At 50.4% G+C, this 14,416-nt stretch carries 1 protein-coding gene (running past one end of the window); it reads left to right on the top strand.

Annotated elements, in window-relative coordinates; translation table 11 throughout:
* Positions 1 to 14,416, top strand: partial view of an SDR family NAD(P)-dependent oxidoreductase gene (locus tag GCU48_RS01150; RefSeq protein WP_152378769.1) — the 3' portion only. It extends 5,426 nt beyond the left edge of the window; the window shows 14,416 of its 19,842 coding nt (coding positions 5,427–19,842); its start codon lies off the left edge, out of view; the stop codon is at positions 14,414 to 14,416.

Below are 14,416 nucleotides of genomic sequence, written 5' to 3'. Positions count from 1 at the left end.
GGGCTTTATCGAAGGATTTGCAGAATTCGATCCGCGCTTTTTCAATATTGCGCCACGGGAAGCACTCGGTATGGACCCGCAGGAAAGGCTGTTCATTGAAGCCTGCTGGGAAGCACTGGAGGATGCGGGCTACACCCGGGAACAGCTTGCGTTGCGGCATAACCGCCGGGTAGGCGTATTTGCCGGGATTACCAAAACGGGTTTTGATTTGTACGGATTGGATTTATGGAGGAAAGGGGCGCAAGTATATCCCCATACATCCTTTAGTTCGGTAGCAAACAGGATTTCGTACCTCTTTAATTTGCAAGGGCCGAGCATGCCGATCGATACGATGTGTTCGTCCTCGCTGACCGCGATTCATGAAGCCTGTGAGCATCTTTACCGGGGAGAATGCGAGATGGCAATTGCAGGCGGAGTCAATCTGTATCTCCACCCGCTCGGCTATGTCGGGCTTTGCGCCAACCATATGCTGTCTGCCGACGGGCAGTGCAAGAGCTTCGGCAAAGGAGGCAACGGGTTTGTCCCCGGAGAAGGCGCGGGAGTCGTCCTGCTCAAGCCATTGTCGAAGGCGATTGCCGATGAGGACCCCATCCATGCGGTGATCCGGGGGACGAGCATCAACCATGGAGGCAAGACCAACGGCTATACCGTGCCAAGCCCGACCGCCCAAGGGGAGCTGATTCGGACGGCACTGGAGCGAGCGGGGGTACATGCCCGGACGGTCAGCTATATTGAAGCCCATGGGACAGGCACGGAGCTGGGGGATCCGATTGAAGTGACAGGTCTGACGCAGGCATTCAGGAAGGATACGACGGACACGGGATTCTGCGCCATTGGGTCCGTGAAGTCTAACATCGGACATCTGGAGGCGGCGGCGGGCATCGCAGGGATTGGGAAAATTGTCCTGCAGATGAAAAACCGGACGCTGGTACCCAGCCTGCATGCACAGGAATTGAATCCGAACATCCATTTCGGTCAGACGCCGTTCGTGGTGCAGCAGGAGCTGGGAGAATGGAGACGGCCGGTGGTTGAGATTGGTGGAGAGACGCGGGAATACCCGAGGATTGCCGGGATTTCATCGTTTGGAGCGGGAGGATCGAATGCGCATGTCATCATCGAAGAATACATTTCAGAAGAGTACGTTCCAGAAGAGAAGGAGGCGATAAGCGTTACGGTCCAAAAGCCAGCGATCATCGTATTGTCGGCCAAAAATGAAGAACGGCTGAAAAAGCAAGCAGAGCGATTGCTCACCGTCATCGGGGAAGGACAGCTAAACGAAAGTAGTCTGGCCGATATGGCCTACACGCTCCAGGTGGGACGCGAAGCGATGGAAGAGCGGCTTGCCGTGATTGCAGGGTCCATGCAGGAGCTGGTGAACAAGCTGGAAGGATTCCTGGAAGGCCGGGACGGTATCCCCGAGCTGTACCGGGGCCAGGTCAAACGGAATAAGGAGGCGCTGACGGCGCTGGTAGAAGATGAAGACATGGATAAGATGATCGCTGCCTGGATAGGGAAAAGGAAGTATTCGAAGGTTGTCGATCTCTGGGTCAAGGGACTGGCGATGGACTGGAACCAGCTTTATGGAGATGCCAAGCCGCGGCGAATCAGCCTGCCAGCCTATCCTTTTGCGAGGGAGCGGTACTGGATCACGGATATTATAAGCCCATCTGTAGACAGAGTCTCTTCTGTAGACGGTGTCTCTATGGACGCTCAGGAAAAGGCAGTTTCCGTCCAATCTCATGTGATGCAGCCCGAAATCCCAATACAATCCGGTTTTTTGAATTGTTCTGAAAAGCCAAACGGAATATCCTTACGGAATTTGTCGGACCGTCAGCCGCACCTAAGCAAGTCTGCCAACCAGGAGGGGACAACGATCATGTTAACTTCACTGGAGGAGACATTGCACACATTAAAGGATGAGAAGAAGACGGAAGCGCTGGCGTCTATTTCCCCTGCGATATCGGCGGAAATATTGCAGGAGGAGCTGACAACAAGCCTTGCGCAGGCTTTATATATAGATCGGAGCGAGATTGATTCGGATAAGAACTTTGTTGATTTTGGATTGGATTCCATTATAGGCGTAGAGTGGGTTCGAAGCATTAACAAGCATTACAAGACATCCATCACAGCGACAAAAGTCTACGATTATCCAACCATCCGGGATTTTAGCAAATTTGTAGAGAAGGAATTGGGCGGCAGTTTGAGCAAATCCATTGCGTCCTTCTCGGCCGTGTCTACTCTGGATCATTCTCCCGCAGAGCTTTCACTGCCATCCGTTGCATTGGAGCCGGAGAAATCGGCAGAGGCTTCCATTCAGGTGAATTTGATGCCGATATCAATTGAAAAGCAGGCGCAGGCCAGCATGGCTGAGTGCAGCGCCTCGGCAGAGCTTTTGCAGGAAGAGCTGACGGCCAGTCTGGCAGAAGCTTTGTATATGGAACGGAGCGAGATTGAGGCGGATAAAAACTTTATAGATATCGGCCTGGATTCCATAATAGGCGTAGAATGGGTTCGAAACATGAATAAACGATATGGCACATCCGTAGTAGCGACCAAGGTCTACGACTATCCGACCATTCTCCAATTCGCTGCATTTTTGGCACAAGAAATCAATAAGCAAGAAGGGAGCTTCAATCAACGGCCCTTAAACACCTTAGACCCAGTCCCCGACACGAGTAAGCCTAAGGCAGAAGTCCATTCGTCGGGGCCCGGCACGATGCAATGCTCTCCGAGGCTATCGCCTAAAGAGGCTTCCGAGCCATTCCACCTGGTAAAGGCAGCAGAGGATTCATCGCCTATGCCTTCGGAAAATAAAGACGCAATTGCAATTGTCGGGATTTCGGGAAGATATCCTGGTGCGGAAGATGTACAGCAATATTGGAATAATCTCGCTCAAGGCAAAAATTCCATTATTGAAATCCCGAAGGACCGCTGGAATGTAGACGCGTATTATGATCCTCGTCCGGCGCAAGAGGGTAAAATCAATTGCAAATGGCTGGGTGCTTTAGAGGATATGGAATATTTTGATCCGTTATTTTTTAATATTTCTCCTACCGAGGCGGAAGGAATGGACCCCCAGCAGCGCATCTTCATGCAGGAAGCCTATAAGGCAGTTGAGGATGCAGGCTATAGTGGCTCGCAGTTGGGAAATAAAAAATGCGGGGTTTACCTTGGAATTTTAAATAATGAATATAGTATGTTGCGGTACAAGCATCAAGCGCAGTTCACCAATACTACCGGGAACAGCAACGCTATTGCAGCGGCTCGTATCTCTTATTTTCTTAATCTGAAAGGTCCGGCCATATCCGTGGATACGGCGTGCTCCTCATCCCTGGTGGCAACCCATCTGGCTTGCCAGGCTTTATCTAATGGAGAAATTGAAATGGCGTTGGTTGGCGGGGTGTCGTTATATTTGACTCCTGAATCGTATATAGGCATGTCTGCATCTGGAATGTTGTCGCCGGATGGCCGGTGTAAAACGTTTGACAATAGCGCCAACGGCTTTGTTCCGGGGGAAGGAGTAGGGGCGCTGGTTCTGAAGCGGCTGAAGGATGCTGAAGCTGATCGGGATCATATATACGGGGTTATTATCGGGTCCGGAATCAATCAAGATGGAAAAACCAACGGGATTACCGCTCCAAGCACAAACAGCCAAATTGAGCTGGAGCGGGAAATATACAACAAATATCAGATTGAGCCCGATAGCATTAGCTATGTTGAAATGCATGGGACAGGCACCAAGCTGGGCGATCCTATTGAATTGGAAGCTTTATCAACCGCTTTTAAAGAAAGAACCGATGAGAAGAACTACTGTGCCATAGGTTCGGTAAAAAGCAATATCGGGCATACTTCGGCAGCAGCAGGCATAGCCAGCGTGCAAAAAGTGTTGCTGTGCATGAAGCATAGAAAACTGGTACCGACAATGAATTTCAAGAACCCGAATGAGCATTTTGATTTTGATGATTCTCCTTTTTATGTCAATACAGAATTGAACGCCTGGGAGCCTTCCCACGGGAACAAAAGGCGTGCCGCTGTGAGCTCTTTCGGATTTAGCGGTACGAACGCCCATCTTGTTATTGAAGAATATTGTCCCGAGATTGGCACAACGGCATCTCCAACAGCCGCTGATATCCATCATCCCGTTCTCTTCGTATTGTCTGCCAAAGGTGAAAAGCAACTAATAACGTACGCCGAAAAAATGAGGAGTTTTATTGCATCCCGGGAAAATCTTAATCTCGCGGATCTGGGGTATACGCTGCAAGTGAGCCGCGAGCCGATGGATTACCGCCTGGCTTTTGTAGCAGATTCAAAAGAGGCTTTGCTAACAGCACTGGAAGGATTCGTTCATCATAATCTGCCTGCTGGCGTCCTAACGGCTCAGGTGAAAAAGAGCAAAGACGGGATCGTGATCTTTGAGGCGGATGAAGATGCCCAATCGTTGCTTGAAGCCTGGATCAAGAAGAGAAAACTGAAAAAAATAGCGGAGTTGTGGGTAAAGGGGCTAACAATTGACTGGAACAAGCTGTATGGGGACATCAAGCCTTGCCGGATCAGTCTACCGACCTATCCTTTTGCGAGAGAACGCTGCTGGGCGCCTGAGCTTGACAGCAAGGCAGGCAAAGGCATAACTCCTGTCATGGCTGCTTCGCTCCATCCTTTACTGCATCAAAACACCTCCGATTTCTCGGAACAGCGGTTCAGTTCGACTTTTATAGGCCAGGAGTTTTTCCTGGAGGATCATGTGGTGAATGGGCGCAAGGTTCTGTCCGGGGCTGCTTGCCTTGAAATGGCCCGGGCGGCAGTGGAGCAGGCAACAGGAGCAGGTGAGGGCGGGCCGACCGGAATTTGCCTTAAAAACGTGGTTTGGGCACGGCCTATTGTTGTAGAGGATGGACCGGTACAGCTCCACATCGGGCTTTTCCTGGATGATCATCAGGAGATTTCCTATGAGATTTATGGGAAGAGCGAAGAAGCTGATGCAGGGATTGTGATATATAGCTACGGCAGTGCTGCCCGAACACCAGTCGCGGAGGTTCCTGCCCTGAATATTAAAGACTTGCAGACTGCATGCAGCCGAAGCTTCCATCCCGCAGAGTTGTATAGAATTTTTAGAGATATGGGGATAGATTACGGTCCCGGGCATCAGGGAATTGAGATGGTGTATGCAGGAGAGGGCCTAGTCGTGGCAAAGCTATGCTTGCCATCCTCCGTTTCTGACAACCAAAGCAAATTTGTCCTGCATCCAGGTATGATAGATTCGGCCTTGCAGGCATCCATAGGTTTGACGCTGGGTTCTGGTGAGATCAGACCTTCTTTGCCCTATGCCATTCAAGAAGTTGAGATTATAAAAAATTGCAGTTCCATTATGTGGGCGCTGATTCGCTACCAAGCAGACAGTAAAGCTGGAGATAAGGCACAGAAGCTGGATATTGACCTGAGCGACGAAACCGGAGCCATCTGTGTCAGGATAAAAGGATATTCATCAACAATTCTGAATATGGACTCAATTTCCTCGGACGCACAGTCCAATTTCAGTACCTTGATGCTTGAACCCGTGTGGAAAGAGCAAGGAATTGCCATCGAGGCTGAAATGCCTGTATATGATCGCCATGTCGTGATACTCTGCGAGCCGTCCGGGATATCCCGTGAACAAGTTGAAGCTCGGATAGATGGCGTGCAATGCATGATAATGCAACCTGATCGGAACGGAATCGGGGAACAGTTCCAGTGGTGCGCCGTCCAGGTGTTTGAGGAGATTCAAAGGATTTTCAGAGATAAACCCAATGGCAAGGTGCTGATCCAGATCGCCATGAGCGGTCAGGGGGAGCGGCAGCTTTTTTCGGGAATTTCCGGTCTTTTAAAAACGGCCCGGCTTGAGCATCCAAAACTGGTAGGGCAGTTGATAGAGCTGGGGCAGGATGAGGACTGGGGAGCAATCACAGACATTTTAAAAGAAAACAGTCGTAGTCCCGAGGATATCCAGATCCGGTACGGGAAAGACAAACGGTGGGTTTCCTCGTGGAAGGAAATTCAGATCTCTCAGGAAGCAGCGGGTATCCCGTGGAAGGACGGCGGAGTGTACCTGATTACCGGTGGTGTCGGTGGCTTGGGACTCATTTTTGCCAGAGAAATATTGAATAAAGTTCATAAAGCCGTTTTGATTTTAACGGGTCGTTCTATGCTGGATGAGGGCAAGCGGGCTGAGATAAAGAAATTGGAGGCATTAGGGGCACGAATAATATACAGGCAAGTCGATGTGGCTCGGGAGCAAGCGGTGGCCGATTTAATCCAGGAAACTCAGGAGGAATTCGGAAGCATCAATGGCATCATTCACAGTGCAGGAGTCATTCGCGACAACCGTATACTCAAAAAAAATAGTGAGGAAATGCTGGAGGTTCTTGCTCCCAAAGTGTTAGGTGTAGTGAATCTGGATGAAGCAAGTAAGAACCTGCCGCTTGACTTCTTCGTTCTATTTTCGTCTGTAGCCGGAGGATTAGGCAATCAGGGACAGGCAGACTATTCTGCCGCTAATGCGTTTATGGATGCTTATGCCGGGTACCGGAACGCTTTGATCGCATCGAAGCAGCGCCAGGGTCCAACGCTATCCATCAATTGGCCGCTATGGAAAGAGGGCGGGATGCGTATTGATGAGGAAACGGAGAAGCTGGTGAGGCAGCGCACAGGCATGAGCGGCATGTCAACCTCTTCCGGCATTCAGGCCTTGTATCGTGGCATGATCGCGGGCGTTGATCAGGTTTTGGTGATGGAAGGCAATCTCGCAAAAATGAAGAAAATAGCAGGATTAATAACGACTCCAGAGACCAGGCAGCCTGAAAAGGCGGCAGGAGTTTCAGCAGCTTCCCCTGAAAGCAATGCCGTACCGGATTTGCTGGACAAGGTGCAGGCCGCCATGATTCAGGCGGTGTCAAAATTGCTGAAAGTCAAGCTTGAAGATATTGATGCACATGTAGAACTGAGTGAGTATGGCTTCGATTCCATCCTGCTCACGCAATTTACCAACACCATCAATCACTTATACCGGCTTGAGCTGACGCCCGACATATTCTTTGAATATACCACGATTCATGACTTCACCAGATATTTGGTGGACGAATATAATACCGTGCTTGGCGAGCAGTTTGCCGTGCATGCCCGGACTGAGCCTGCTGTACAGGCCATGGAGGATGATAGGGAAGAATACAACCGCGGTAGACGGCAGGGTTCCCGATTTGCAAGCAGGAATGTGTTGTCCATGCCGCAACAGACTCAGGCTGTTCCTGAACCTATTGCCATCGTGGGAATGAGCGGGATATTCCCCATGGCCCGGGATGTAGATGAGTTTTGGAAAAATCTTGAGGAAGGTAGGGACTGTATCACTGAAATACCTGAAGATCGCTGGGATTGGAAGGCCTATTACGGTGATCCTGAGCAAGAGGTCAATAAAACCAATATCAAGTGGGGCGGATTTATTGACGGGATTTATGAGTTTGACTCTCTATTCTTTGGAATTTCTCCGCGGGAAGCCGCACTCATGGACCCGCAGCAGCGCCTGTTGATGACCTATATCTGGAAGGCGATTGAAGATGCAGGCATTCAGGCAGGGAGTCTGTCGGGAACCCGCACAGGAATCTTTGTAGGCACCGCGAACAGCGGCTACAGCGGTATGATTTATCAGGGGAACGTGGGTGTTGAGGCGTATTCCTCCAGCGGTATGGCACCGTCGGTAGGGCCTAATCGCATGAGCTATTTCCTCAATATTCATGGTCCGAGCGAACCTGTCGAAACGGCTTGCTCCAGTTCACTGGTGGCCATTCACCGGGCAGTAAGGGCTATAGAGGATGGAAGCTGCGAGATGGCAATTGCGGGCGGTGTCAATGTGATGATCACACCTGAGCTTCATATCAGCTTCAATAAAGCAGGGATGCTGTGTGAGGATGGTCGATGCAAAACCTTTTCTAATAAGGCCAATGGCTACGTGCGTGGTGAAGGGGCCGGTATGCTTTTCCTGAAAAAGCTGAAGGATGCGGAGAAGGCTGGAGATCATATTTATGGGGTAATCCGGGGGACTGCCGTCAATCACGGAGGCCGGGCGAATTCCCTGACAGCGCCCAATCCGAGGGCTCAGGCGGATTTGTTGGTAAATGCATATACAAAGGCCGATATCGACCCAAGGACGGTCTCTTACATTGAAGCCCACGGAACAGGCACGGAGCTGGGTGATCCGATTGAAATCAACGGGCTGAAAGCAGCCTTCAAAGAGCTTTATGAGAATACAGAGGGACCCGGGATCACAGAATCCCATTGCGGATTGGGCTCGGTGAAAACCAACATCGGACATCTGGAACTGGCTTCTGGAATCGCGGGCGTCATAAAGGTACTGCTTCAGTTAAAGCATAAAAAGCTGGTCAAAAGCCTTCATTGCGATGTCATTAATCCCTATATAAAACTGGAAGGCAGTCCGTTCTATATCGTCCAGGAGGCGCGTGAGTGGAAGCCGCAGCGGGATACTCAAGGGGAAAATATTCCCCGGAGAGCGGGTGTCAGCTCCTTTGGATTCGGGGGTGCCAACGCCCATTTGATAATCGAAGAATATATTCCTGGAAAGCTGGAGCAACATTCAGTTACCTTTACTGCCCAAAAACCGGCTATTGTGGTGCTGTCAGCCAAGAGTGAAGCACAACTGCAGAAACAGGCACATCAATTGCTGGCTGCAATCGGGGAGCGTCAGTTCACAGACAGCAGTCTGGGAGATATAGCGTATACCCTTCAGACGGGACGCGAAGCGATGGAGGAACGTTTGGCTTGCATTACAGGCTCTCTCAGAGAGCTTGAAGAGAAATTGAAGGGATTTGTGGAAGGCCGGGAAGGTATCGACGGCTTATACGTGGGGCAGGCCAAACGCCATAGAGAAGAAAATAGAGCCCGGGAAGATGGAGAGGGTGCGGGCAAGACGATGGATGCTCTGGTTAGTGAAGGCAGCTATGGCAAAATCGCAGACCTTTGGGTAAAAGGGGCAGCTTTTGACTGGGACTTGTTGTACGGAGAGGCTAAACCGAACCGTATCAGTCTGCCAACCTACCCCTTTGCCAGAGAACGATATTGTATGACCGGTATCCATAACCGGACAGGAGCAAACAATGCGCTACTGAAACGGGAGGCGGCAGTCGCCATTCACCCCTTGCTCCAGCGAAATACGTCCGATATTGATGGACTGCAGTTCAGCTCCACTTTTACGGGGGAAGAATTTTTCCTGTCTGACCATGTGATAAGGGGACAGAAGCTCTTGCCTGGAGTGGCCTACCTTGAAATGGCGCGGGCTGCAGTGGAACAGGTCGCAGGAACTCAGGAAGACCATTGGACATGTGTGCGATTAAAAGATGTGGATTGGATCCGGCCTGTTGTGGTTGGAGAGCAGTCGGTTGATGTAAATATCGGGCTCTTTCCGCAAGATGACGGGAATATCGCCTATGAAATCTACAGCGAGTCTGGTGGGACGGGCGCGGAACTGATGGTGCATAGTGAAGGCAGCGCAGCGATTGTTCCGGTAGCCGAGGTTCCTGTCATAGATATTAAAGCCTTGCGGGAACAGTGCAGCCTGGGCTCCCTTTCATACCGTCAGTGCTATGAGGCGTTTGCAGAAATGCAGATGTCCTATGGACCGGGACACCGAGGAATTGAGAAGGTATATATCGGGGCGGGTCAAGTGCTTGCAAAGTTATCCTTGCCTTCCTCTGTTTACCATACTATGGAACAGTTTGTGATGCATCCCAGTTTGATGGATTCCGCTCTTCAGGCGTCCATAGGCTTGATGATGGGCGCAGGTGCCGTCAGCCTGTCTGGCGGTATAGGTTCCATTAAGCCGGCTTTACCGTTTGCGTTGGAAGAGCTTGAGGTGTTTAACAGCTGCACATCAGAAATGTGGGCTTGGCTCCGTTATAGTGAAGACAGCAGGCAAGATGGCCCGCTGCAAAAGCTTGATATTGATTTATGTGACGGTCAGGGGAATGTTTGTGTGAGGATAAAAGGCTTCTCATCACGAGTCTCTGAGGGAGGAACAGGGGAATCAGATAAATCGACTGTCCCTGAGACTTTGATGCTTGAGCCTGTATGGGAAGAACAAGCAATTGCCCTGGAAGGAACAGTGCCTGACTATCAACAGCATCTGGTCATTTTATGCGAACCGGGATATATTTCCGGGGAAATTATTGAATCGCAGATGAACGGGGTGCGTTGTCTCATCCTGCAATCCGAAGAGAAAAGCATTGATGCACGGTTTAGAACTTATGCGACACAGATGTTTGAGGAAATTCAACATAGGCTTAAAACGCACTCCAAAGAAAGAACATTGATTCAGCTTGTCGTTCCGGTACAGGATCATCAGCAGGTATTCGCGGGACTGTACGGACTCTTAAAAACCGCGTGGCTGGAAAATCCCGTATTGGCTGGTCAGTTGATAGAAATGGATGTGGAGCAGGATGCAGCAGGTATTATAAACATCCTGCAAGAAAACAGTCGCAGCTCTATAGATACACATATCCGCTATCAGTCGGGTAGACGGTATGTTGCTTCATGGACGGAAATTAAAGCCTCAGGGGAAGCGATTAGCATGCCGTGGAAGGACAGGGGGGTATATTTGATTACCGGCGGAACCGGGAGTCTCGGTTTGATTTTGGCCGAAGAAATGGCGCGACAGGTCAAGGATGCCGTTTTAATTCTCGTCGGACGCTCCCCGCTCCGCGGTGACACCAAAGCAAGGATTGAGGAGATAGAGGCTTTAGGTGCTAGGGTAGTATTCCGGCAAGCTGATGTCGCCGATAAAAGGGCAGTTGAAGATTTGATTCGGGATATTCAGGAAGAGTTTGGGAAGCTGGATGGAATTGTTCACAGCGCTGGAGTGGCTATCGATAATTTCATGATTAAAAAAACAAGGGAGGAATTGCAAAACGTTTTGGCGCCAAAGGTTTCGGGATTGGTGAATCTGGACCACGTCTGCAAGGATTTTCCGCTGGACTTCTTCATCCTTTTTTCATCGGTTGCAGGGAGCCTGGGGAATATAGGGCAGGCAGACTATGCTGCTGCCAATGCCTTTATGGATGCCTATGCCGGGTACCGCAGTACGATGGTAGAGCGAAAGCAGCGCCAGGGGCGGACGATTTCAGTCAATTGGCCGCTATGGAAGGAAGGCGGAATGCGTATTGACGGGGAAACAGAAAAAATCATGGAGGGGATGGGGATGTTGGCTATGGAGACCGGCACAGGAATCCGGGCTTTGTATCAGAGCCTGGCTTCCGAAAAGGATCAAGTGATGGTGTTGGAAGGGCATGCCAGTCAGCTTAAAGAAGTGCTTCTGCAGCAGCCGTCCCTAAATCAGGCTGCACATGCCTCATCTATGATCGTGGAAAACGGAATGGGCTCGGTCATCGAACAAGACCTGCTTGCCGAAAAAGCGGCAAATTATTTAAAGAAACTGCTCGCTGCATCCATCAAACTGCCGGCAAGGCAGATTGAAACCGATGCCCCCATGGAGAAGTATGGAATTGATTCCATTATGATTAAGCAGCTAACCCGTGAGTTGGAGAAAACGTTCGGAACACTGCCCAAAACATTATTTTTTGAATACCAGAATATCCGGGAATTGACCCAATACTTTCTTGAAGTTCACCAGAAGCAGCTGATTAAATTGCTTGGAATAGAGACAGAGGTCGACGCTGTGGAAGAATTCAAGCCTTCTACAGTGGAAAATGGCCCAGGAAGGCCGTTTTCCGGCAGCCGGAGGCCATCACGTGTCATGCCGGTTCAGACAAAATTTCAACCACAACCTGAAAGGGCAAGCGAATCGAGGGATATTGCCATTATCGGCTTGTCGGGTATGTATCCCGATGCAGAAAACATTCGGGAATTCTGGAGCAATCTGCGCGATGGGAAGGACTGCATTACGGAAATCCCCAAAGAACGCTGGGATCACAGCATGCACGTTGACGATGACAGGAATCCGTCGGGAAAAACGTACAGCAAGTGGGGAGGTTTTATCAAAGGTGTAGATCAGTTTGATCCGCTGTTTTTCAATATCTCTCCCAGAGAAGCAGAGATCATTGATCCTCAGGAGCGTCTGTTCCTGAAATGCGTTTATGAAACGATCGAGGATGCAGGCTATACACGGGAAGCGCTTGGACTGGAACGGGGCCTTGGGCTGGATAGGAACGTGGGCGTTTTTGTCGGGGTCATGTATGAGGAATATCAGCTGTATGGAGCCCAGGAACAAGCCAGGGGCAGAATGATTGCTGTTCCTGGCAATTCGGCCTCCATTGCCAACCGGGTATCTTATTTCTGTAACTTCCACGGGCCGAGCATGGCTGTGGATACGATGTGCTCCTCCTCATTGACGACCATTCATCTGGCCTGTCAAAGCTTGCAGCAAGGCGAATGCGAGCTTGCCATTGCCGGCGGCGTGAACGTCTCCATTCATCCGAACAAATACCTGATGCTTGAGCAGGGAAGATTTGTATCGAGCAAGGGGCGGTGCGAAAGCTTCGGACAAGGCGGAGACGGGTATGTGCCGGGAGAAGGCGTAGGGGCTGTGCTGCTCAAACCGCTGGCTAAAGCCGTTGCAGACGGCGACCATATATATGGGGTCATCAAGGGAACCGCAGTGAATCATGGAGGGAAGACAAACGGGTTCTCGGTTCCGAATCCCAATGCACAGGCCAGTGTCATTGGAAGGGCCTTTAAGAAAGCAGGAATTAACCCCAGAACCATCAGTTACATTGAAGCGCACGGCACCGGGACTTCTTTAGGTGATCCTATTGAAATCGCCGGATTGCAAAAAGTGTTCCGGGAATATACGGAGGACAGGCAGTTTTGCGCAATCGGATCGGCAAAATCAAATATTGGGCATTGTGAGAGTGCGGCAGGGATTGCCGGAGTTACAAAGGTGCTCCTTCAGCTCAAATACGGGCAAATCGTTCCTTCGCTGCATTCACAAACACTAAACCCGAATATCGATTTTAGCGATAGCCCTTTTAAGGTTCAGCAGGAATTGGGAGAGTGGAAAAGACCTGTCGTCACCATGAACGGGAAGACGGTTGAATACCCGAGAATAGCAGGTATTTCCTCCTTTGGCGCCGGAGGCTCCAACGCACATGTGCTCATTGAGGAATATATCCCAGAGGAGCAGGAGACGAGACAAGCAGCCATCACATTTCAAAATCCGGCAATGGTCGTGCTGTCGGCCAGAAATAAAGAGCGACTGTACGAGCAGGTGCAAAGACTGCTTGCTGAACTCATAGAGCCGGAATACTCGCAAACCAGCCTGGCGGATATAGCATTTACCCTGCAGGTGGGACGGGAAGCCATGGAAGAACGGTTAGCAGTAATCGTTAGGTCTACCAGTGAGCTTGCAGGAAAACTGGAGGGCTTTTTAGCGGGGAATGAGGATATCGACGGGCTATATTCGGGCCAGGCAAAGAAGAATAAAGACATCCTGGCTGTTCTTGAAGCAGATGAAGACATGGCAAAAATGGTGGATAGCTGGATAAGCAAGGGTAAGTATACTAAGCTGGCGGAGCTTTGGGTTAAGGGCCTGCCCTTCGATTGGAACAGGCTTTATGAGAATGCCAGACCTCGCCGAATTAGTTTGCCGACCTATCCATTTGCCAAGGAGAGCTATTGGATCTCCACGTTCGGGAGCGAATCCCGGGACGTTGAGGCGGAGCCCCCTGTGGTCGCTGGATCGGTACAGGAGCCTGTTTCCAACCCTCCTGCAATGAATGTTAGCAACGATAACTTGCAGCGACAGACTTTTGCGGAAATACCTGAAAAACCGCAGGGCATTTTGCTGAGCCCCGTTTCTGACGTCCAGATGGTAGCAGGTAAACCGGAAAAGCCAGCCGAACTATTGGAATTCAAGCTGCCGGACCCCAAGCTACCCGAATCCAGGCTACCCGAACCCATGTCTGCTCCGCCGCAACCTGAGGCCAAGCTTTCTTCGCCGCAGCCCGCAGCCAGAACTGAAGTCAAGCGGTTGGCATATGCGCCGCCAGCTGTACGGATAGAAACATTGGAGAAGGAACTGGTAGAAAGTCTTGCGAAATCCTTGAGTATGAATGAAAAGGATATTGGCCGGGACGATAAATTTATTGATATGGGACTGGATTCAATTATAGGCGTAGAGTGGGTACAGGCTGTGAATAAACGGTTTGGAACAGCTATTTCAGCAACCAGAGTGTACGACTATCCTAACATTAAAGAATTTTCCAAATTCCTGGCGAAGGAATTGAGCAAGTCGGCGGGAGATACCAATCAAGCACCTGTAGAGCCGAATTCCAACCAGCCCATGCAAGCATTGATACAGAAGGTGTTGCAGGGAGAGTTGGATTTTGAACAGGCTGACCGATTATTCAACCAATTACACTCATAG

Origin of the sequence: Paenibacillus brasilensis (assembly GCF_009363115.1) — a bacterium.
GTDB lineage: Bacteria > Bacillota > Bacilli > Paenibacillales > Paenibacillaceae > Paenibacillus > Paenibacillus brasilensis.
Note: the sequence above shows the minus strand (reverse complement) of the source record. Positions and strands in the feature narration are given on the sequence as shown.